Origin of the sequence: Pseudomonas sp. BF-RE-25 (assembly GCF_019956105.1) — a bacterium.
In the GTDB taxonomy this organism is placed as follows: domain Bacteria; phylum Pseudomonadota; class Gammaproteobacteria; order Pseudomonadales; family Pseudomonadaceae; genus Aquipseudomonas; species Aquipseudomonas migulae.
On record NZ_JAHBDB010000025.1, the window covers coordinates 59,174 to 81,347 of the forward strand.

The following is a 22,174-nucleotide window of genomic DNA, read 5'->3' on the forward strand; positions in this document are numbered from 1 at the left end:
TCACCGCGTTTGCGTTTTTTACTCCACAGGTCGGAGGCTTCATGAATACGACGTCATGCGTAGTGGTGGTCGGGTACAACGGCAATCGGGTTCACGACATCCAGAAACTGCGCGAACTCTGCAAAACGCTCTACAACGCCCGGTTGATCCTGCTGGTCGAGAAGATTCAGCCCGATGACGATCAGGTGGCCGATCACGTCTGCAGCACGTCCCTGGCGCCGGAAGACGTCACCGAATCCCTGGAACTGGTGGCGGGTTGCTTGAGTGCCGATCACTGGAAACTGATCGGCGTGCTGCCGTTTTCCGACCGTGGCGTGCTGCTCGGCGCGGCGCTGGCGAGCCATTACGGCTTGCCCGGCATTACCCCGGCCGAGGCGCGCGCGGGGTTGGACAAACAAATCTTTCGCAAGCTGGAAGCGGCGGCCGAGCGTTCGCCGGAAGATTATCGTCCGGTGTTTTCCGTACGCATCGAAACCCTTGCCGAGCTGCGTCAGCGGGTCGTCGAGCTGGGCGGCAAAGCCTTCATCAAACCGGCCTGCGAAGGCGCAAGCAGGGGCTGCCGGGTCATCCATCATCCGTCCGAATGTGACGAGGCGTGGCAGGCACTCAAGCCGTATCGCGAGGGCGGCATCGTCCTTGAAGAACTGATCCAGAACGCCCGGGAATACAGCTGGGATTACGTTGCGGGCAGCACGTGGGTCACGGAGAAAACCACCACCGAAGGCGCCTATCGCGCAGAAATCCAGCAAGTGGTGCCGGCACCGCTGGCGGCAGACGTGCAAGCCAGACTGGCGGCCGCCGGACGACACATGTCCGGGTTGGTCTCACTGGATAACGGCGCGTACCACAACGAGGTGTTCCTGCGCAGCGACGGCCTGACGTCGGCGGTGGAAACCAACATGCGCCCCGGCGGCATGCACATCTGGGACCTGGCCCGCCTGGCGTTCGTCGATTTCGATCCGTGGGAGCGCTGGGTCAGGTGGGCGGTGGAAGGCAAGACCGACCCGCGCGATCCCGTCGCTCGGGGCTATTGCGGCATCCGTCTGGTCCGGGCGCCGGCCGGCGGCCTGCTGCGCTATGTGCCGGACATCGAGTCCCTGGCCCGGGACCTGAACATCGACCTGGTAGAAGCCGTTTACACCAAACGCCTCAGTGATTCGGTCACCGCACTGGTGAAGGACAACACCTCGTTTATCGGCCACATCGTGTTGTTCAGCGAAGACTACGCACAGCTCAGCGACAACCTGCTGCGCCTGGCAGACGCGATCGAATCACGTGTCGAGGTCACTTGCCTGGCGGCCCCGGCGAGAGTCGCGAGCTGAGTCTTCCGGATCTGCGTTTTGGTATTTTTGAGTTGAGAGGATTGTTTCAATGATCGAGCAAAAAATGACCTGTGATGAGCGCTTTATAGCCCTGGCGAAAGAGCTGGACTATGACATCTACGGCGAAAACACCGCGGGTGGTCATTACGCGCCGCTGATTCGGCATCACGATGAGCTCTATCTCAGCGGTCTGGTGCCGCGCATGACCGGCGAAATCCGCTACCCCGGCAGGGTAGGGCTGGAGCTCAGCCTGGCCGATGCACAAGCGGCCGCCAGTATCAGCGCCATGCGCGGGCTGGCCTTGATCGTTGATGCCATCGGCTCGCTGGACAAAATAAAGTCGCTGATACGTATCACGGTTTACGTGAAGTCCACGGCGGACTTTGTTGACCTCAGCGAAGTTGCCAACGGTGCATCGGATGTCTTCAGCCATGTGCTAGGCGATGCGGGCAAACATACTCGAACCACCGTCGGCGTTTATCAGTTACCGAAAAATGCCGCCGTAGAAGTTGACATGATTGTGGCGCTTAGACCTTCGGTTTTGTGAGTGTTAGTGTAGTGACTTTACAGTGATCAATTGTTCGCCTAGTGTCTGGTCACTTAAGTCGCTCATAACTCGGTGTTTACGGATGAATAACATTCAAGGTGGTTTTTTTTCATATAAGGACTTTCGCCAGAGTTTAACCCGTCCACCGGTGAGTGCACGGGTGTGGAAGGGCGATGAACTTACCGATATGCGCCAGAGTCTTGCGGCCAGCGAGGTCGATATTGTCGCGCTGGCTCACCATGACAGCAGCGAAGGTTGCAAGTTGACGCCAGGGATGGCGGTGTCGATGCAATGGTTGAACCCCGGCACCGAACTGGACGGTCATGCCCATTCGTGGTGGCACCTTTTCATCATTCAGTCCGGCAGCGGCACCTTGACCCTGGGCGATGCCGATGCAGTGAACATCAGCCCCGGCGACGTGTTGCTGGTGCCGGCCTGGACCCGGCACGGCTTCATCAACACCAGCGCCACTGAGCCGCTGGCCATGCTGAACATGAGCAACATGCCCCAGATGGCGTTGCTCTCCAATGCTGCAGACGCCACGGTCTGACACGCTCAATCTTCCCGTTTTGCCCACCAGGGAGTCCGCATGCGCAGACTCCCTTTTTCATTTCTGCTACCTAGGCAGGCCATGGCTGTTTTGACTTTCTGTATCCGTAGAAACAGATAATTTCTGTATCTGTTCAGCACCTGGCCAACTAACTACGATCGATTCCAATGCAACGGATTATTGTGGTTAGTGCAAGGGAGCGTTCTATGGATAGTACGAAGCTTAAACTGTATGTTGGCGCAGATTTTGTCAGTGCTTTTGCAATGTCGGCATTTGTCGCGCTGAAAGAAAAGCAACTTTCATTTGAACTAGTAACGGTGGATTTAAAGGCGCGTGGTAACTACCTGGCGAGTTATCGTGATGTATCGCTGACCTGCAAGATTCCCACGCTGGTTCATGATGGTTTTGCACTGTCTGAATCTTCGGCCATTGCCGAATACCTGGAAGAAATAGCGCCGGGGCATAAAAAACTGTTTCCGCTCGACATCAAACAGCGCGCTCGCGCCCGCCAACTCCAGGCCTGGTTGCGCAGTGATTTGTTGGTGATTCGCAAAGAGCGCCCGGCGGACCTCATCTACTTCAGCAAAAAAGAAACCCCGTTGTCGGACGACGCCCAGGCCGCTGTCGCAAGGCTGTTCTTCGTCGCGGATCGGTTGCTGGAGGAGGGGGCCGATCACCTGTTCGGTGACTGGAGCATTGCCGACACCGACCTGGCAATCATGCTCAACCGACTGCTCGCCAATGGCGACCGCGTTCCTCAGCGGCTCGCGGCCTATGTGCGTCGGCAGTGGGATCGCGACAGCGTTCGGGCATGGATGGACATAGAGCGCGCAGCGCCGGCCATCCAGTAACTAACGCCAGGCAATCACCAGGAGCGCTGCCATGCAGGGACCGTCGGAGCTGGAAAGATACAAACCCTACAACTCACGCACCATTCGCGACACGCCGTACTGGCAGAAACTGACGCCAGCGTTGCAGGAAGCCATGACCGTGGTGGCCAGGGTCATGCCGTTTCGCACCAATGAATATGTGCTGGGCACGTTGATCGACTGGAACAACATTCCGGACGATCCGATTTTTCGCATGACCTTTCCCCACAAGGACATGCTGCTACCGGACGAATACGCGTCGCTCAAGCAACTGATCGAACGGGATGACGCCGTCGCCATCAAGCGACGGATCGAGGCAATCTGGTTGCGCATGAACCCGCATCCGGCCGGTCAGCTGACGCACAACGGCGCGACCCTCGACGGAAAAGTCCTGCCGGGCATTCAGCACAAGTACCGCGAGACCGTGCTGTTTTTCCCCGGTGCCGGTCAGACGTGTCACGCCTACTGCACGTTCTGTTTTCGCTGGGCGCAGTTCATCGGCGAAGAGGAGCTCAAGTTCAACGCGCGTGAGTCCCAGGAGCTGGTGAATTACCTGCGGGTGCACACTGAGGTGACGGATGTGCTGATCACCGGTGGCGATCCGATGATCATGAACACCCGTTCGCTGGCCAGTTACATCGAGCCGCTGCTGGCGCTGCCGCACCTCAAAAGCATCCGCATCGGCACCAAGTCCGTGGCGTATTGGCCACAGCGGTTTGTCAGCGACAAGGATGCGCCGCAGCTGCTGGATCTGTTCAAACGCATCGTTGCGGCCGGGAAAAACCTGTCGGTCATGGGGCACTACAACCACCCGGTCGAGATTCGCCAGGACATTGCCCGGCAGGCTGTCGAACGCATTCGTTCCACCGGCGCGACGTTGCGCATGCAGGCGCCGGTGATCCGCCACATCAACGAAAACCCCGGCGATTGGGCCGAACTATGGACTGAAGGCGTGCGGCTGGGAGCGGTGCCTTATTACATGTTCGTCGAGCGCGATACCGGGCCCAGCCACTACTTTGCGATGCCGTTGGCGCGGGCGTTCGAGATCTTCCAGGCGGCTTACCGCACGGTGTCCGGGCTGGCGCGCACCGTGCGTGGGCCGTCCATGAGCACCTTCTACGGCAAGGTGTTGATCAACGGCATCGAGACCGTGGCCGGCGAAAAAGTCTTCGTGCTGCAGTTTCTCCAGGCTCGGGATCCGCAATGGGTATTGCGCACGTTCTATGCGCGCTTTGATCCGAACGCGACCTGGTTCGATGAGTTGCGGCCAGCGTTTGGCGAACGTGCGTTCTTCTTTCAGCCGGAGCCTGTGGCAGCGCCCGAATTGATACCGGTCCTGCTCGAAACGGCGTAGGACGATTCATCAGGAGATAAGGATATGAGCAGTATTCCGTTTGATCAGCGAGAAGGTTTTATCTGGCTCGACGGCGAGTTCGTCGAGTGGTCCCAGGCGCGACTGCATGTGCTGAGTCACGGCCTGCATTACGCGAGTACGGTGTACGAAGGGGAGCGCGTCTACAACGGCAAGATCTTCAAGCTGCGCGAACACAGCGAGCGGCTGTATCGCTCGGCACAGTTGATGGATTTCGCGATTCCCTATGAGCTGGCCGAACTGGAAGCGGCCAGTCATGAACTGCTGCAACGCAACAACGTCGTGGACGGTTATCTGCGGCCAGTGGCGTGGCGCGGCAGTGAAATGATCTCGACCTCGGCTCGTTTCAACCGCGTGCACGTGGCGATCGCCTGCTGGCAATGGCCGAGTTACTTCGACCCGGCGGGGCACATGGGCGGCATTCGCTTGAAGACCGCGCAGTGGCGGCGTCCGCCACCCAGCAGCAGCCCGTTCGAAGCCAAGGCGTCCGGGCATTACCAGATCGCCACGCTCAGCAAGCACGATGCGGAAAACAACGGTTTTCACGACGCGTTGATGCTCGACTGGCGCGGCCACGTCGCCGAAGCCACCAGCGCCAACGTGTTCTTCGTCAAGGACCGGACGCTGCACACGCCGCTGCCCGATTGCTTCCTCAATGGCATCACCCGCCAGACCGTTATCGAATTGGCCGGGGCGCTGGATTACCAAGTGGTCGAGCGCACCATTCTTCCGACGGAGCTTGGCGATTTCGATGAGTGTTTTCTGACGGGCACCGCCGCCGAAATCACCCCCGTGCAGAGCATCGACGAGCAGCGCTACCGACCGGGCAACGCCTGCCGCGAATTCATTGCCGCTTACACCTCAACCGTTAACGCCTGATAAACCGCCAGGAACTTCACCATGTCAGATCAAGGGATTGTTGCGTCTACACCTTACGTTTCACTGGGCCACCGCCATGACGAATTGTCGTCCCGTGGCTGGACGGTACTGACCCCGGCCGAATTTGCCTACGATGTCGTCGGCACATTGCAGGCGTTCGGTCAGATCATTCCGCAATTCAACGGGCAGACGGCCTTCGCCATTACCCGCAAACCGGGGTATGAAGCGTTGCCGTACTCCCAGAGCATGAACGGCATCGGACCGCACACCGAAGCGCCGGTCTACGGGCCACCGCCGCGTTATCTGGCGCTGCATTGTCATCATCAGGCCACGTGCGGTGGCGGACATACCGGGTTGGTCGACGGGATCGAGTTTCTGGCATTCCTCGAACGCACGGAGCCCGAGTTGCGCGAATGGATCGACGACACGCCCGTGGAGTTCGTGGCCACCGCCAAACCGGGTGAAGTGGCGCAAACGCGGGTCAAGGAATACATCCTGACGCCTACAGAGGACGGGGACATTTTCCGCTTCAGCTACAACCAGTTTCACTACGGCGATGTGAACCCTTCCGAGGAGGATCTGCAGCAATCGAAGGTGACGAACAGCTCATCGCCACTGGCCAGGTTCGCGATGCTCGGCGAGGACTATTTCATCCAGCACAACACACCGGTGCTGATTCCCGACGGCTGCATGCTGATTTGGGACAATTGGCGAATGATCCACGCCCGCAGTCGATACACTGACCCGGCGCGAAACCTGACCCGCTACTGGCTGGCCTGATTCATCCGTCGCCCACAACTCCATCGGCGTACCCCTCGGCGGGTACGCGTCTTACAGGTATCGCGTCATGCAAACAGCAATCGAGATCGCCAAGGTCGATCATCAACTGGTCGTGCGGCTCAATCAGGCCTGGACCAAAAGGGCCACGGTGTGCGCACCGGACAAGACCTCGGTCAGCGAAACGTTCGACCCGGCGCGCCCGGATTACCCGGAGTGCATGGTGCCGTTTTTCCATCACCCGAAATTCCAGGCCCTGAGCGACGAGCTCAAAAGCACCGTGGTGACCTGGGGCTGGATCGGCTACAACCTGCGCACGGTCACGGCCGAAGAGCATGTGGTGAACCCGGCGCTGAGCGTCATTGCCAATCAGTATCTGGGCAAAAACGACTGGCATTTTCGCGAAGCGATGCAGCAGACGTTGATCGACGAGCACTACCACACGCTCATGCACCTGCGGGCCATCGAGCGGACCAAAGAGGATCGAGCGCTCGATCAGGATCTGGACCTGCCGCCGTCGGTGACCTATTTGCGTCTTGCCGCGCTGCGTGAGGAATTGCCCGAGCAGTGGCAGCGCGATCTGGCGGCGATCACCTTCGCGGTAGTGGCCGAGATCAGCGTCAACGCGTACCTCGATCTGTTGGCCGACGATCAAACCATTCAACCGCAAAACCGTCGCGTGGCAGAACTGCATAACCGCGACGAATATGCCCACAGCAAGATTCTCGCGGAAGTGGCGAAGGTCATGTACGCCAACATGCAGCCGCCTCAAAGGGCATTTTTCGCACAGACGTTGTCGGTGGCGCTGAGTGCCTTTGTCGCTCAGGACTACTCGATGTGGGAGGCGATTCTGACGCAACTCGGCGTCGAGGACGCGGCGCTGATCATTGCCGACACCCGGGAGAGCAACAAGAACGCCACGATCATGCGCGACTACAGCGGCCTGCATCGTCTGGCGCAGGATCTGGGGATTAGCGACGAGATCGATTTCGACTTCCGTCCGACCCTCAAAACCGCTGAAGTGGCCTGATCGGGAGGTGAATATGTCCGTTCCTGTGTACGAAGTGTTCGCCATCCGAGTCGGCGCCAATGCCCAGCGCACTGCCCGGGAGAACTTTCTTTACGACGCCTGCTGCGGTGATCCGAATGCGTCGATGCCGCTGGATTACTACTTCTGGGTCATTCGTAATGAGCAGCAGGTGATTGTGGTCGACACGTGCTTTCAACCCGCGACAGCGGATCGGCGCAACCGTCAGATGTATCGCCTGCCGGAAGAATCCCTACGTCAACTGGACATCGATCCGGCGCAGGTCGAGAACCTGGTCCTCACCCATTTGCACTGGGACCACGCCGGCAACCTGGGGTTGTTTCAGAAAGCCACGGTGCATTTGCAGGAAGCGGAGCTGCGTTTCTGCACCGGTCCGAAAATGGCCCATCGCACGGTGAACAAAACCTACGAGGTCGAGGATGTGATGTCGGCGCTGCCACCGTTGTTCGAAGGGCGATTGCGCTTGCATAGCGGCACGGTTGAGGTGATGCCCGGCGTGACGCTGCACCCGGTGGGCGGCCATACGCCGGGTAGCCAGGTGGTGCGGGTGAACACCGCACGCGGGTGGATTGTTCTGGCGTCGGATGCGGCGCATTTGTGGGCGAACATTCGTCAGCGCAGTCCGTTTCCGATCATTGATGATCTGGCACAGACGCTGGAAGCGTTTATCGAAATCGACCGTTTGGCCGACGGCGAAGACCACGTCATTCCCGGCCATGACCCGCTGATCGCCGAGCGCTTCCCGCATTGGAACGATGACCCACACATCATCTGCCTGCACGCCAATCCCTTGTAGGAGCCAGCAAGCTGGCTCCTACAGGTTATGTGTCAGCATTGGTTTTTGAGGAGTTGGCCGAGGGTCGCCAGCGCTTCATCAATCTTCGGCGAATACGGCGCCCCACAACCGATCCGCACGAAGTGACTGAAGCGCTGGGCATTGGAAAAGATATCCCCAGGCAAAATCTGGATGCCCACCTTCAACGCAGCATGAAAAAACGCCATGGACGCCTGTTCAGCCGGCAGTTCCACCCACAACAACGTACCGCCCTGTGGATGGGTGATGCGGGTGCCCGGTGGAAAATAGCGAGTGATCGCCGTACTCATCTGCTGGCGCTGCTGTGTCAGCGTTTTCCTCAAGCGGCGCAGGTAACGTTCGTAGGACGGCGTCTTCATGAACGCACTGACCGCCAGTTGCGACAGCGCTTCACAACCTCGGGACTGCGTGTGTTTGAGCATTTCCACGCGGTCGTGCCATTGCCCGGCGCTGATCCAGCCCAGGCGTATGCCGGGCGCCAGCGTTTTGTTCAGCGACGCGCAGTAGATGACGTTGTCGGTGCGGTCCCAGTGTTTGAGCGTGGATAACGGCTGCTCGGTGTCCACCAGGTCGCCGTAGGTATCGTCTTCGATCAGCACGGTGCCGTGGTCGGCACACAATTGCACCAGCCGCGCCTTGTGGGTGTCGGGCATGATGCTGCCGAGCGGATTCTGCAGATTGGGAATGACGATCAGCGCCCGAATCCGTTCGGGGCCTTGCAACAGCTGTTCGAGCGCGAACAGATTGATGCCCGAATGGGCCGTTGCCGGGACTTCGAGCACTCGCAAGTTCAAACTTTCGAGAATTTGCAGCAGGCCGTAAAAGGTCGGGGATTCCACGGCCACTGTGTCGCCGGGGTGGGTCACCGCACGCAAGGCCAGGTTGATCGCTTCGGTCGCGCCGTTGGTGATCACCATTTTTTCGGCGCTCAGGTTGGCCTTTGCCGTCAACGCTCGCCGGGCAAGGATGTTGCGCAACTCGATGTTGCCGCAGGTCGGGCCTGTCGCACCCAGCAGTTTCTGATCCTGACGCAATGCCTTGCTCATATGGTCTTGCAGAATCTTCAACGGATAGAGTTCCGGCGCGCAGTAGGCGCTGGCGAAATTGACCTTGACCGTCGCGCGTTGGCTGGCCTTGAGCACCGATGACACTTGCTCGTGAATGCCGAGATAGACCTCGGTATCAAGGGGTGCAGGCGTTGTGGTCACGACCGGTTTGGGCAAGGTGTCCGGCAGGCGAATGTAGTTACCGGAACGCGGACGGGCTTCCAGGACGCCATAGTCCTCAAGCTCCCGGCACACCTGCACCGCGGTCGACAGGCTGACGGCGTGTTTTTCCATCATCAGCCGAATGGAGGGGAAGCGTTCCCCGGTTTTCAAGGTGCCGCTACGGATCGCGTCGAGGTAGTGGTTGGCTAACTGACGGTACAAGGGGGGCGGGTGCATGATGACCTCAGCAATCGCACCACTGAGGTCTTGGGCTGGAAAGAAAGTTGACGTTCCCCGCAGGCGGACCCGTGGTGCTCAAGGGTTAAGGGAAGTTTTTTTCTGGCGTCGATACACAGAGAGTAATCGCGCTTTTGCCGGAATCGCGGGCAATAAAAAGCCCCGCTCTAGGGCGGGGCTTTTAGGTCAGTGGCGCTTGAGGCGCTGCTGAGCGGGAAGTGTTACTGCGCGGCGATGCTGTAGCCATCGAACGCGGTTTTCTGCTGAAGCGCGGTGATGATGTTTTTGCGGTTAACGGCGTGTTCGGTTCCGCTACTGTCCAGGAACGATTCGCTTTCCAGCTCTGCTTCATCGCCTTCGCCGACAAAGGTAAAGCCGAGGAACTCCAGGGCCTCACGGTCAACGTTGAGTCGCGAACGCGGAGTGCGCAGCGGCAGCGTGACGCTGATGCCGTCCTTGCTGATGGTGAACACTTCGACATCTTTCTTGGCGCGGGCCGTTTTGCTCTTGCCACTGGTTGGGTTGCTGATGGCCTGATGCGTCTGGTTCAGTACTTTCAGGGCCAAACCGTAGACGATCTCCTGAAACGCAGGATCGTCCTTGAAGCTGGAAAGGATCCGGCTGATCGAGAATTTGCTGCTCAGGTCTTCAAGGGCCGCGATATCGGCCGCCTCTGCGTCCTTGAGTTGCTTGAGTTCGCCCATCAATTCATAGGCTTTATCGTCGTCGAAGCGGTCGTGGGCCTGGCGAATCGCGGCGCGCAGCTCGCGGATCTGGTCGCTTTCCCGGGTGGACTGGAAAGCGTCCAGCACCATCTCGGCGATGGTCTTGGCCTGGGGCACGTGCTGTGAAAGATTGATGGAGTTTTCGTATTCCGCTTTGGACGACAAGGTGACTACGGATTCAGCGGTATTGGAATCGGACATTGAAATTTCACTACTTCTTTAACTTGAATTGGGGCGAAAAAGCACAGGGCTTTTTCAGGCCGCCTAATCTATTGGACCTGCGCGGCGTTGTCACGGGTGAACAGGCGAGCGGACAAAAGAACTGGCTACCACCACCTTGTAGGAGCCAGCTTGCTGGCGATGGCTCCTACAGGATGGCGGGCTTCAGGGAGCGGAACGTTTGATAAAACCGGAATGAGCGTCCGCAGAACAAACCGCTCGAAAAGCCTGATGCACAGGCCTTGAGCAACACCATCGGCAGCGTGGCCGAATGCTGCGGATCAACCTCGGCCTGGTAGCCAAAGTAATAGTTAACAGCGAAAAAAAGCAGGTAGAGCACCAGGGTTTTTGTCGTGCCCGGCACGATCAGCCCGGTTTGCGTTTTATCCAGCTCGACACCCTTGCGCGAAAAAATCACCAGTGCGACGACGCTGCCCACGATCACCGCAGCCAGCCAACAACTGATTGAGAGTGAGAAGTCGGGTGTCAGATTCAACGAATACAGCGACCAGCCCAACAAAATCGGCGGTGTGATCAGCAGTGAAAACTTGCTTTCACGGGTCGGGGACAGGGCTTTGATGCCGTAGTAACAGAGCAGCAGAAATATTGCATAAACCCACAGCGGGGTATTTTCCAGGGTGTTGAGCATCGAGCAGCGTCCTTGCCGAAAAGTGAAGTCGGGATCATAGCGGTTGCGGCGACTATTTCCCCGGTGAATTCAGATTCATCGACCGCACCGCCCATTGCTCTGCGGTTTGCTGATCAACCGGCAGTGTGAAGCGGAACGTTGCACCGCGGCCGGGCACATCGATCAGCTGGATATCGCGACCGTGCAGTTGCAGGATCCGATGCACGATTCGCAGCCCGAGTCCGCCATCGCGCCGTGCCCCGCCAATGTTGAACGGGCGCAGGAACAACCCTTCGCGCAGTTCTGGCGCGATGCCGGGCCCGGTGTCGCTGACGGTGACTTCGACGAAAGCCCCTTGAGGGCGCAGGCTCAGTTCGACTTCCCCACCTTGGGCAGTGTGGCGTAGAGCGTTGTCGAACAGATTGGTGAGCACCCGTTCAATCAGCCCCAGATCGGCACAGGCGGCTGCAACGTTGGGGGCAAAGTTGGCTTTCAATTCGACCTGACGCGCCTCGGCGGTCAGTTCGAATTTCTGGAAGATGTCCTGTACCAGATCTGTCAGCGAGAAGCGCTCCAGCACCGGTTGCACAAAACCATGTTCCAGGCGCACCAGCTCCAGCAGCGATTGCGCCAGACCTCCGACCTTGCGGCTTTGATCCAGGGCGATGCCGAGGTAGCGGCGGCGGTCGGCGGGGGACAACGTGGCGTCCTTGAGCGACAGGGTTTCCAGATAACCGTGCAGGGAGGCCAGCGGCGTGCGCAAGTCGTGGGAAATGTTCGCCACCAGTTCGCGGCGTTCCTGATCCTGGCGGGTCAACGAACGCCATTGTTCACTGAGGCGCGCCTGCATCTGGCGGAAGGTGGCGTCGAGAATGGCAATTTCATCGTGGCTGGCGTTTTTTTCCACCGGTGCTGATTCAGGAGGCGTGGCCGGGACGCCATCGATGTCGAACTGGCTGACGGTTTCGGTCAGTCGGCGCAAAGGGCGAGTGATCAGTGCAAACGCGGTGAGACCGGCAATCAGGCACAGCAGTGCGACCAACCCGATCGATAACAAGGCGGTATTGAGCGCCGCACTGGTGGCGCCGCGTTCAGCCAGGCGATCGTGGTCCTCACCGAGCAGCACCACATAGAGATAACCAGCCGGCTTGCCGTCAACTTTCAGCGGCGCGGCGCTGAACACCTTGCGCGCATCGACGCTGCGCGGGTCGTCGCCGAGAATCGGCAGTGCATCGCCTTTGAGCAGGCGCTGGATCGGCACGAGGTCGATCTGCTGTCGATGAATCCGGCCCTCGGGCGCGGCACTGCCGACAATCTTGCCCTCGGTGTCGAGCAGATAGACCTCGACACTGGGATTGACCAGCATCAGTTTGCTGAACAGGTCACGCACGGCATTGGGCATCAGGCCCTGGGTGTCCATCAGCACGGTGTCACGGGCGATGTGCTGGGCCAGATCCCGCGACAGCCCTTGCACCACTTCCTGCTCATGCATCTGGTTGGAACGCACCTGCATCCATGCCGAGGTGCCGCAGCACACCAGCAACAGCACGGCGAACACCAGCGACAGCCGCTGGGTGAGGGTCAGCCTCATGGCTGTTCCTCCCTGGCCGCGAATTTGTAGCCACGGCCCCACACCGTGAGGATGCGCACCGGTTGTGCCGGGTCGGCCTCGATTTTCGCGCGCAGGCGATTGATGTGGGTATTGACCGTGTGCTCGTAGCCTTCATGACTGTAACCCCACACCGCATTGAGCAGGTCCATGCGCGAGAACACCTTGCCGGGCTGGCGGGCGAAGAAATACAACAGGTCGAACTCCCGTGGCGTGAGGTCGAGGCGGCGGCCGTCAAGGGACACGTCGCGGGTGATCGGATCGATGGCCAGTCCGTCCGTGATCAGGCTGCCGGCGTCCATTTTCAGGTTGCGGGCCATGGCGTCGACCCGCCGCAACAGCGCTTTGACCCGGGCGACCAGCTCGAGCATGGAAAAGGGTTTGGCCAGGTAATCGTCGGCACCGAGTTCCAGCCCCAGAATCCGGTGCACTTCACTTGAGCGCGCGCTGGTGATGATGATCGGTGTGTAGCGGGCCATGGCGCGGGCGCGCCGGCAGATTTCCAGGCCATCGACGCCCGGCAGCATCAGGTCGAGGATCAGTGCATCCCAGCTCCCTTGCTGCAGCATTCGCATGCCTTCATCGCCATCGGCGCAGTGCACCACCTCGAACTGCTCATCACGAAGATGCAGGCAGATAAGGTCGGCGATATGCAGGTCGTCCTCGACCACGAGGACGCGTTTGGTCGGTTCCATCAAGCTCAATCCTTCGGCGCAATGAGCGCATTGTGCGGGTTTTCCGGGGCCAGAGTTATCACGAATTGTTTAACTTCCCGTGAGGATTTGGCGATCAACCCAAGCCTAGGCTGTGTTCCATGAAAGGCACTTTGGATTTTGGAGACGGCCATGTTTTCACGGCGACAATTTCTTGTAGCGAGCGGCGGGCTGGGGGTTGCAGTCCTGGCGATCGGTGTATTGCCAAAATTTGCTGCCAGCTCTGCGCTGGTCAGCGAGGCCAGCGCGGCGGAGGTTTTCGAGGTGACGCACACTGACAGCGAATGGCGTGCCCTGCTCAGTGACGAGCAGTACGAAATCCTGCGGGAAGAGGGCACCGAACGGGCTTACAGCAGTGCGCTGAACAATGAGCATCGTGATGGAACCTTTGCCTGTGCCGGTTGCGATCTGCCGCTGTTTTCCTCTGCAACCAAGTTCGACAGCCACACCGGCTGGCCGAGTTTCTGGGCACCGCTGGACAAGGCGGTGGCGACCCGTCAGGACCGGTCCTTTGGTGTGTTGCGCGAAGAGGTTCACTGCCGGCGTTGCGGCGGTCATCTGGGCCATGTCTTCGACGATGGGCCCAAACCTACCGGTCTGCGCTACTGCATGAACGGTCTGGCGATGACCTTCAAGCCACAGGCGGCTTGATTCCTTTTTCTCTCATTTCCTGCAGGTCGACGCTATGTGGCTTCTGATCCTCGCTTATCTCGGTGGTGTGCTGACGATCGTCAGCCCGTGCATTCTGCCGGTGTTGCCGTTTGTCTTCGCTCGCACCGGGCAGCCGTTCATGAAGAGCAGCCTGCCGCTGCTGGCGGGCATGGCGCTGACCTTCGCGCTGGTCGCTTCATTGGCGGCAGTGGGCGGCGGTTGGGTGGTGCAACTCAATCAGTATGGACGCTGGCTCGCGCTGGTGTTTGTCGCCCTGTTCGGGCTGACGTTGTTGCTGCCGCAGTTGGCCGAACGTCTGACGCGCCCGTTGGTGGCGGCTGGCAGTCGGTTGTCGGAGGCGGCGGGCGCCGATGCCCGGCCGCGTCCCGGTGCTTCGTTTTTGATCGGTGTTGCCACGGGGCTGCTCTGGGCGCCGTGTGCCGGGCCAATTCTGGGCCTGTTGTTAACCGGCGCCGCGCTGCAAGGGGCAAGCATCGCCACCACCCTGTTGCTGCTGGCCTACGCCGCTGGTGCCGCCACTTCCCTCGCGGTTGCGCTGCTGCTGGGCGGTAAGGTTTTCGCCGCAATGAAGCGTTCCATCGGTGCTGGCGAGTGGGTCCGTCGAGGTTTGGGCGCGGCCATGCTGGCCGGTGTGGCGGCGATTGCGTTGGGGCTTGATACCGGGATTCTGGCGCGGTTTTCCACGGCATCTACCGGTGGTATCGAGCAGGCGCTGGTGGGCCGTTTGGCCGGTAAGGCACCGAACGGCGGCGGGGCGATGATGGCGAGGACCCCGGTTGCTGATGGTGCGATGAGCGTGGCTGACAAAGCGCCGGGCACACTGCCCATCGAAGGCAAGCTGCCACCGCTGGATGGCGCCGTGCAATGGCTCAACTCGCCACCACTCGATGCCCAGGCGCTGAAGGGCAAGGTAGTGCTGGTGGATTTCTGGACTTATTCCTGCATCAACTGCCTGCGCAGCTTGCCCTATGTAAAAGCCTGGGCTGAAAAATACCGCGATCAGGGGTTGGTGGTGATCGGCGTCCATGCGCCCGAATTCGCCTTCGAACGCAACGTAGGCAACGTCACCAAAGCCATGAAAGACCTGGGTATCAACTACCCGGTGGCCATCGATAACGAATTCAAGATCTGGCGAGCTTTCAACAATGAGTATTGGCCGGCCCACTATTTTGCCGACGCCCAGGGGCGCATTCGTTATCACCACTTTGGCGAAGGCGAGTACGCCGAGTCGGAGCGGGTGATCCAGCAATTGCTGCGTGAAGCGGGTGCCGCCAAGGTGGATGACGGGTTGATCAATGCCAATGCCGAGGGTGTTCAACTCGCGCCGGACATGAACGAAGTGCAGTCGCCGGAAACCTATGTCGGCTACCAGCGCTCGGAGCATTTCGTCCCCGAAGCCAGTCTGGCTCCCGACAAGTTGACGACCTACAACCCTCCGCCGCAACTGGCCCTGAATGACTGGAGCCTGGGTGGTCAGTGGACTGTCGGTCCGGAGCGGGCCACTTCAAGCGCGCCCGCCAGTCGCATTGTCTACCGCTTCCACGCACGTGATTTGCATCTGGTACTGGGCCCCGGCGCAGACGGCAGACCGGTGCGCTTCAAAGTGCTGATTGACGGAAAAGCCCCCGGCGATGCCCACGGTACAGACGTGGCGCCCGATGGCAGCGGTAGCGTCACCGAACAACGTTTGTATCAACTGGTGCGCCAGTCCGGCGCAGTAACGGATCGGACGTTCAGCATCGAATTTCTCGATCCGGGTGTCTCGGCATATGCCTTTACGTTCGGTTGATCGCCACTTCACTGATTCAGGAGTCAGCCTCATGAAATCCCTGTTCACCTTGCGTCGCACCCTGTTGGGACTGGCCGCCGCTGGCGTCATCGGCCAATGCTCTGCGTTCTCTTTCGGTTCCGCCGAAGATGCGGTCATCATCCCCGCACCCACACTCGACGAAATCACCCAGGCCCACAGCGAAACCGCCGTGTTCGCCGGCGGTTGCTTCTGGGGCGTCCAAGGTGTGTTTCAGCATGTCAAAGGCGTGAAGAAAGCCGTCTCCGGTTACGCGGGCGGGGCGGCAAACACCGCTCAATACGAGCGGGTGAGCGACGGCAATACCGGTCACGCGGAATCAGTCGAGGTGACCTTCGACCCTACTCAGGTCAGCTATGGCACCTTGTTGCAGATCTACTTCTCGGTGGCTCACAACCCGACCGAACTCAATCGTCAGGGACCTGACCACGGCACGCAGTATCGTTCGGCGATTTTTCCGGAAAACAGCGAGCAGCAACGTGTTGCCCAGGCCTACATTGCCCAGCTCGACGCTGCGAAATCGTTCAACAAACCGATCGTCACCAAACTGGAAACCTATAACGGTTTCTACCCGGCAGAAGAGGAACATCAGGACTTTCTGACTGAACACCCCACCTATCCGTACATCGTTATCAACGATCTACCGAAAGTGGCGCAGTTGAAGAAGTTGTTTCCGGAGCGGTATCAAGAGAAACCAGTGTTGGTGAAGGCGGGGATGTAACTGGCGGCTTGGTTACTTACGACGCGGACGCTCCATCGCGATGGTCGACGTTTCAAACCCCAGGCCCGAAAAGAAATCCGAAGCACCTTCGCGACCTGCTCGTAAAACCCAGGTGATCTCGTTGTTGTCACCCATGACATGCTCAACCAGAGCACGCCCGACACCTTTGAGTCGATGGTGCTCACATACGACAACCATCGACAGATAACCGTTGGACAGTCCATCGGTAATGCCTCGGGCGAACCCAATGATCCTGGAATCCTTCACCGCAATGGCTGTGCGTTGGGAGTTAGCGATCAGCAGAGCAAAATGATCAGACGAACCTGTGCGATGGGCCCATCCGTTCTTTGCGAGAAAAAGGCGAACAGATTCAACCGCTGCGGGTTTCAAGTCACAGATGTACATGGTGTCTCTCATGGTCGTTGGGTGATGCCTTGTCTGGCGCACATGACGATGGAAATAACTAATGTCTAGTCGTCACACATAAAGCTGGATATGTTGTCTCTGTTCAGCTTAGTAATACCTTGCTCGTACCAGTCTGAAAGGTGGATTTTAATTTGGCTTTTTCTATGTTTTATCGGGAAGGGGCGAAAGAGTTTTCCTTGTTTTAATGAGTAGATGTAATATGTCTTACCGCTTTTTATGATTCGGTCAAAACTGTAAAAGTCAAGGTAGTGACCTTTGTTGCTGGTGCAGATAACGATGTCGCCCTCATTGTAGGGGCATCCGCTTGAAGCGTCATAACAGAAAAAGTCACGAATGCCCTTATGCTCAATGGTTGAAGTGTTTTCCTTTAGTACTTTCTGTGCGCGCTCTTTTGTCTTCTCGGTGTGATAGGTGTCCCATATAAAAATTGGCAGTGACTGGTTAGACTCATCCTTTAGCCAATCAGGACCGTCGGCGTATTGCATGCCTCTGGCTAAGGCCTTTTGCATCTTGTCGTGATTCGCTCTGTAAAGGTTTAAATGCCTGTTGAAGGTGTCCGTACGAGAATAAATAACGGCGGGTGATTTTTTGATTGTTGCAATTTCTTTTTTGTAGTTGTTGTGAAGCTCCTTGCTGGTAATAACTACACAAGTGTCGCGAAATAGACTGATTCCGGTGCTTGTAAAATTGGCACTTCCAATAATGACGGTCTTCGGGGCTATCAAGTACACCTTCCAATGGGTGCTTGCCTGATAACCAAAGTCTACAGAAAAGTTAAGCTTGTTATTTTTGATGTCTCTGCAGTGTTCAATGAAATCGGGGGAGGAGAATGAGTTGATTGTTCCGATAATAAGCTCAATGGAGTTTTCATTTTTTAGCATTGTGTCAATCAGGTTTTCTGTTTTGCTTGCAAAGGCACTAACTATTGTTATTTGTTTGTTGTGAATTTTTTCTAAATAAGCATTTAGATTGTTTTCGTTGTTCAGAATTTCCATAACAATGCTATTGCTCCATTTTTTGACTTGCTGAGGTTGTCACTACATCTTGAGGTGATCATGGATTAACCAATACCTTCACCCTGAAATCACATTTTTGCCCGCCACTTTCGACCGATACAACGCTTGATCAGCCCTGGCCAACAGCCCGGTCTGTTGTTCTTCTTCAAAGCGTTGTACGACGCCAAAACTCATGGTTACTTGAAAGTCTCCCACCGGCAGCAAACTGGCGACGCTATGGCGGATTGTCTCCGCGAGGTTTCTGGCGTCGGCCAGCGGGGTATCGGGAAGAATGATGATGAACTCGTCACCGCCCCAGCGCGCCAGCAAATCGCCGTCGCGTACGCAATGTTTCACGCTCTGGACTACCTGCACCAACGCGGCATCCCCCAAGGCATGACCGTAGTGATCGTTGATGTTCTTGAAGTCGTCGATGTCCATGGCAATCAGCGACAGCGGCTGTCGGAAGCGTTGGGCGCGATCACATGCCTGAGGCAGGTCCTTGCTCAGGCGATGGCGATTGGCGATTGTGGTCAGTGCGTCGGTTTCCGCCAGTTTGCGGTTTTCTTCGAGCTGAATCTGCAGTTGCTGGTTGACCCTGGATAGCTCTCTAGTGCGTTCTTCGACGATGGCTTCGAGGGATTTGTTCTTTCGTTCAAGCTCTTCGAACAGACGCTTCTTGTCTTCAATGCTGCGGTGCGCACCGACCATGCGCGCCACCGAACCGTCGGCGTTGCGGGCGAGCACGTAGCCGCGGTCTTCGACCCAGGTATAGCTACCATCCTGCATGCGGCAGCGATACTCGGCCTGATAGCCGGGAGCCTGTTGGCTCAGGTAGGCGTCAAACAGGGCCATGACCCGTGGGTAATCCTCGGGATGCATCACCGATTCCCAGGTGAATACCGTGTTGTTGAGGGAATGAGGCGCATAGCCGAGCATTTCGTACCAGCCGCGGTTGCGGTAAACGAACCCGGTATTGGCGTTCCAGTCCCAGATGCCATCACTGACCAGTTCCAGAATGGTGTGCAGCATGTCTTCGTTCAAATCCGACAGATTGAACTTCAACGCTTCAATATCCGAGGCCCCATCCATCACTGCTCTCCCTGACCAAAGCGACCCGCCAGTCGAGGAGATTAGTCGATGGTGCATTCAACCGCCTAGTGCTTGCCCCACATCGCCATGGCGAAGTCGACGAAACGGCGTAATTTTGGCAAGCGGTAGCGATCCTGAGCGTACATCAGGCTCATTGGCCGGCTCGGCGGCGGGTAATTCGGCATCAAGGCCACCAGTGTTCCGTCCTTGAGGTCTTGTTCTACCAAGGCGTCGGGTAACAGCACGATGCCCATGCCGGTGCGTGCCGCCTGATGCAAACCGGCAGAGCTGTTGATCAGCATCGGTCCACTGACCGCCACCGCTACCTCGCCTTCGGCCCCGCTCAGACGCCATTCCTTTTCCACCGATTGCCAGTCATCACCGGCCGGGTAGGCGAAGGACAGGCAGTCGTGGTGTCGCAGGTCATCAGGTTTTTCCGGGTTGCCGCGACGCGCCAGGTAGATCGGCGATGCGCACATGGTCAGGGTGTAGTCCACGAGTGGACGTGCGATCAGGTTGGTCTGTTCCATGTTGCCCAGGCGAAACGCTACGTCGATGCCGTTTTCAAGGAGGTCCGGGCGGCGGTTGGTGAGGACCACGTCCAGTTTTACGCGCGGGCACAGCAGGGCGAATTCGCTGAGCTCCGGTGCCAGTTTTTCCGTGCCGAAGGTTAACGGTGCGGTAATGCGCAGGGTGCCGCTCGGCTCGTCGAGGGCCTGCTCGGCGAGGCGTTCGGATTCGGCCACCAGTCCCAGCACTTCCAGGCAGCGTTGATAGTACGCGGTGCCAAATTCCGTCAACCGCTGGCGCCGGGTCGTACGGTTGAGCAAGCGCACACCCAGTCGCTGCTCCAGTGCCCGCAGGTGATTGCCCACCATGGTGGTGGACATTTCGCACTGAAAAGCGGCGGCGGTCATGCTGCCGGATTCCACCACTCTTACGTACACGGTCATTGCCTGGAACAAATCCATTATCAAGCCCGACTTTTAAATGATTGAAGTATTGCAGCGTTTATCCAGCTCAGGTGGCTAACCATACTGCAAAAACACCGACCATTGATGGAGCTTGATGTCATGACCGCCGCCTGCCTGATGAGTACTTACCAACCGCTGGCACTGAGTTTCAGTAAAGGCCTGGGCACGCGCCTGTGGGATCAGGCCGGTCGTGAATACCTGGACGCGGTGGCGGGCGTGGCGGTGACCAATGTTGGGCATTCGCATCCCAGAATCGTCTCGGCGATCAGCGAACAGGCCGGCCTGCTGCTGCACACCTCCAACCTCTACAGCATCGACTGGCAACAGCGGCTGGCGCAGAAGCTGACGCGGTTGGCGGACATGGAGCGGGCGTTCTTCAATAACTCCGGTGCCGAAGCCAACGAGACTGCGCTGAAACTGGCGCGGCTGCATGGCTGGCACAAAGGCATCGAACAACCCTTGGTGGTCGTCATGGAAAACGCGTTCCATGGCCGGACGCTCGGCACCCTGTCCGCCAGCGATGGCCCGGCCGTGCGCCTGGGGTTCAATGAACTGCCGGGTGATTTCGTCAAGGTGCCGTTCGGCGACCTCAAGGCGCTGGACAAGGTGCAGCAGGCCCACGGCGCAAGAATCGTGGCAATCCTGATGGAGCCGATCCAGGGTGAAAGCGGTGTGCAACTGGCACCGCCCGGTTACCTCAAGGCCGTGCGCGACCTGTGCAATCGGCGTGGCTGGCTGATGATGCTCGATGAAATCCAGACCGGCATCGGTCGCACTGGCCAGTGGTTTGCGTTCCAGCACGAAGGCATCGTTCCGGACGTCATGACGTTGGCCAAAGGCCTCGGTAACGGCGTCCCCATCGGCGCCTGCCTGGCCCGGGGCAAAGCCGCCGACCTCTTCACCCCCGGCAGCCACGGCAGCACGTTCGGCGGTAATCCACTGGCCTGCCGCGTGGGTTGCACCGTGCTGGACATCATCGAAGAACAGGGCCTGCTGGAAAACGCCAAAATACAGGGCGAACGCCTGCTCGCCAGATTGCGCACTGAGTTGGCCGATGACCCGAACGTGCTGGCGATTCGCGGCCAGGGCCTGATGATCGGCATCGAACTCAAGCAACCGATCCGCGACCTGACCCTGATCGCCGCCCGGGATCACGCCTTGCTGATCAACGTGACACGGGGCAAGACCATCCGCCTGCTGCCACCGCTGACGATTGATGAGCGCGAGGTGGAGATGATTGTCAGAGGGGTTGGTCGGGCGGTGAAAACGGTCTGAGCTACTTTAATGCTGACCGCTTTTTGTAGGAGCCAGGCTTGCCGGCGAAGGCGCTCTTGAGGACGCTTTCGCCGGCAAGCCTGGCTCCTACAGGTGCGGTTCGCTCTTTTACGGCCAGGAATCAGCGAAGTCGGTGATGTCCGCGCGGTTCATGAGTCGCAGTTTTGAACCGGCGAACCCTTCGAACATCTGCCGATGCACGGCAAACCCACTGGAACCTTCGCGAGCACGATAACTGCCGGCCCAGTCGAGCAAGGCGATCAGCCTCTCGTCCTGCTCATCCCGATTTGCCTCACGCAGGCGAATATTGGCAACGCATTCCTCATCGTCAATGCACAGCCAGATCAACGCCGTGGCCCTGTGGATAAGTTCGCTGACGATCCAGCCGTAGACACCTTCGATCACCCAGTGCTCTTCATCTGCTGCGATCCGCGCCATGCCCAGGGCTTCGGCGCGGGGGCGGGCGATGCTGTGTTCGTCGGACAGCCAGTGAAGGGTGTCCAGGTCGATCCGGGGTATTTGCAGTTGCCCGGCCAATCGCTCGGCCAGCCAGCTTTTGCCGGAACCGGAGTTGCCGATGATCAGCGTTCGGGTGAGATTCATATTCAGAACCACTGTGGGAGCGGGCTTGCTCGCGAAAGCGGTGTGTCTGGCAACATTGATGGCGGCTGACAAACCGCTTTCGCGAGCAAGCC

The 22,174-nt window shown here is 58.6% G+C and carries 23 protein-coding genes; 13 read left to right on the plus strand and 10 right to left on the minus strand.

Features of this window, described 5'->3' with window-relative positions; translation table 11 throughout:
* Positions 1-41: 41 nt before the first annotated feature.
* The 9 genes from KGB24_RS13480 (at position 42) to KGB24_RS13520 (ending at position 8,160) form a co-directional block, all read left to right on the plus strand.
* Positions 42-1,322 (plus strand): biotin carboxylase, encoded by a 1,281-nt coding sequence (locus tag KGB24_RS13480; protein WP_223414583.1) that lies wholly within the window; start codon positions 42-44, stop codon positions 1,320-1,322.
* A 49-nt stretch (positions 1,323-1,371) separates the two neighbouring features.
* Positions 1,372-1,869, plus strand: coding sequence for a RidA family protein (locus tag KGB24_RS13485; RefSeq protein WP_008025407.1), 498 nt, complete (start codon positions 1,372-1,374; stop codon positions 1,867-1,869).
* Positions 1,870-1,951: 82 nt separating this feature from the next.
* Positions 1,952-2,419, plus strand: coding sequence for a cupin domain-containing protein (locus KGB24_RS13490; protein WP_223414582.1), 468 nt, complete (start codon positions 1,952-1,954; stop codon positions 2,417-2,419).
* A 206-nt stretch (positions 2,420-2,625) separates the two neighbouring features.
* Complete coding sequence (gene yfcF, locus KGB24_RS13495) at positions 2,626-3,270, plus strand: glutathione transferase (protein WP_223414593.1); 645 nt, start codon at positions 2,626-2,628, stop codon at positions 3,268-3,270.
* Positions 3,271-3,301: 31 nt separating this feature from the next.
* On the plus strand, positions 3,302-4,642 hold the full coding sequence (locus KGB24_RS13500; RefSeq protein WP_223414581.1) for a KamA family radical SAM protein: 1,341 nt from the start codon (positions 3,302-3,304) through the stop codon (positions 4,640-4,642).
* 24 nt (positions 4,643-4,666) lie between these two features.
* A complete protein-coding gene (locus KGB24_RS13505) occupies positions 4,667-5,539 on the plus strand; it encodes a branched-chain amino acid aminotransferase (protein ID WP_008045173.1) in 873 nt (290 codons plus the stop codon).
* Positions 5,540-5,560: 21 nt separating this feature from the next.
* Positions 5,561-6,319: a TauD/TfdA family dioxygenase gene (locus KGB24_RS13510; RefSeq protein WP_223414580.1), complete on the plus strand. Its 759-nt coding sequence runs from the start codon at positions 5,561-5,563 to the stop codon at positions 6,317-6,319.
* 67 nt (positions 6,320-6,386) lie between these two features.
* On the plus strand, positions 6,387-7,346 hold the full coding sequence (locus tag KGB24_RS13515; protein WP_223414579.1) for a diiron oxygenase: 960 nt from the start codon (positions 6,387-6,389) through the stop codon (positions 7,344-7,346).
* Between the two features lie 13 nt (positions 7,347-7,359).
* Positions 7,360-8,160: an N-acyl homoserine lactonase family protein gene (locus KGB24_RS13520; protein ID WP_223414578.1), complete on the plus strand. Its 801-nt coding sequence runs from the start codon at positions 7,360-7,362 to the stop codon at positions 8,158-8,160.
* A gap of 32 nt (positions 8,161-8,192) precedes the next feature.
* Here KGB24_RS13520 and KGB24_RS13525 read toward each other — a convergent pair whose 3' ends face one another.
* From KGB24_RS13525 to KGB24_RS13545, 5 genes are all read right to left on the minus strand, one after another.
* Positions 8,193-9,623 carry a PLP-dependent aminotransferase family protein gene (locus KGB24_RS13525; RefSeq protein WP_223414577.1) on the minus strand — a complete coding sequence of 477 codons (1,431 nt, stop codon included), beginning with the start codon at positions 9,621-9,623 and terminating at the stop codon, positions 8,193-8,195.
* A 221-nt stretch (positions 9,624-9,844) separates the two neighbouring features.
* Positions 9,845-10,549: a hypothetical protein gene (locus tag KGB24_RS13530; protein WP_223414575.1), complete on the minus strand. Its 705-nt coding sequence runs from the start codon at positions 10,547-10,549 to the stop codon at positions 9,845-9,847.
* Positions 10,550-10,715: 166 nt separating this feature from the next.
* A complete protein-coding gene (locus KGB24_RS13535) occupies positions 10,716-11,216 on the minus strand; it encodes a hypothetical protein (RefSeq protein ID WP_223414574.1) in 501 nt (166 codons plus the stop codon).
* A 52-nt stretch (positions 11,217-11,268) separates the two neighbouring features.
* The gene (locus KGB24_RS13540) at positions 11,269-12,786 is read right to left on the minus strand and encodes a sensor histidine kinase (protein WP_223414573.1); all 1,518 of its coding nucleotides are present in this window, start codon (positions 12,784-12,786) and stop codon (positions 11,269-11,271) included.
* On the minus strand, positions 12,783-13,499 hold the full coding sequence (locus KGB24_RS13545) for a response regulator transcription factor (protein WP_008025429.1): 717 nt from the start codon (positions 13,497-13,499) through the stop codon (positions 12,783-12,785). The genes KGB24_RS13540 and KGB24_RS13545 overlap by 4 nt, the downstream gene beginning before the upstream one ends.
* Before the next feature lie 150 nt (positions 13,500-13,649).
* On the opposite strand from KGB24_RS13545, the gene msrB reads away from it, so the two are divergent.
* Genes msrB through msrA form a run of 3 tightly spaced genes read left to right on the plus strand, consistent with a single transcriptional unit; the run spans position 13,650 to position 16,717 of the window.
* Positions 13,650-14,168: a peptide-methionine (R)-S-oxide reductase MsrB gene (msrB, locus tag KGB24_RS13550; RefSeq protein WP_223414572.1), complete on the plus strand. Its 519-nt coding sequence runs from the start codon at positions 13,650-13,652 to the stop codon at positions 14,166-14,168.
* Positions 14,169-14,202: 34 nt separating this feature from the next.
* Positions 14,203-15,978, plus strand: a complete 1,776-nt coding sequence (locus KGB24_RS13555; protein WP_223414571.1) for a cytochrome c biogenesis protein DipZ — start codon at positions 14,203-14,205, stop codon at positions 15,976-15,978.
* 31 nt (positions 15,979-16,009) lie between these two features.
* Entirely contained in the window at positions 16,010-16,717 is a 708-nt protein-coding gene (gene msrA, locus KGB24_RS13560; RefSeq protein ID WP_223414570.1) for a peptide-methionine (S)-S-oxide reductase MsrA, read from the plus strand.
* Between the two features lie 12 nt (positions 16,718-16,729).
* On the opposite strand, the gene KGB24_RS13565 is transcribed toward msrA, so the two are convergent.
* The 4 genes from KGB24_RS13565 to KGB24_RS13580 form a co-directional block, all read right to left on the minus strand.
* The gene (locus KGB24_RS13565) at positions 16,730-17,122 is read right to left on the minus strand and encodes a GNAT family N-acetyltransferase (RefSeq protein ID WP_008025435.1); all 393 of its coding nucleotides are present in this window, start codon (positions 17,120-17,122) and stop codon (positions 16,730-16,732) included.
* Between the two features lie 65 nt (positions 17,123-17,187).
* The gene (locus tag KGB24_RS13570) at positions 17,188-18,138 is read right to left on the minus strand and encodes a phospholipase D family protein (protein WP_223414569.1); all 951 of its coding nucleotides are present in this window, start codon (positions 18,136-18,138) and stop codon (positions 17,188-17,190) included.
* Positions 18,139-18,216: 78 nt separating this feature from the next.
* Positions 18,217-19,230, minus strand: a complete 1,014-nt coding sequence (locus KGB24_RS13575; protein ID WP_008036628.1) for a sensor domain-containing diguanylate cyclase — start codon at positions 19,228-19,230, stop codon at positions 18,217-18,219.
* Between the two features lie 65 nt (positions 19,231-19,295).
* Entirely contained in the window at positions 19,296-20,201 is a 906-nt protein-coding gene (locus KGB24_RS13580) for a LysR family transcriptional regulator (RefSeq protein WP_223414568.1), read from the minus strand.
* 102 nt (positions 20,202-20,303) lie between these two features.
* Between KGB24_RS13580 and KGB24_RS13585 the strand changes: the two genes are divergently transcribed.
* Positions 20,304-21,479, plus strand: a complete 1,176-nt coding sequence (locus tag KGB24_RS13585; protein ID WP_223414566.1) for an aspartate aminotransferase family protein — start codon at positions 20,304-20,306, stop codon at positions 21,477-21,479.
* A 108-nt stretch (positions 21,480-21,587) separates the two neighbouring features.
* Here KGB24_RS13585 and KGB24_RS13590 read toward each other — a convergent pair whose 3' ends face one another.
* Entirely contained in the window at positions 21,588-22,082 is a 495-nt protein-coding gene (locus KGB24_RS13590; protein ID WP_223414565.1) for an adenylate kinase, read from the minus strand.
* Between the last annotated feature and the right edge of the window lie 92 nt (positions 22,083-22,174).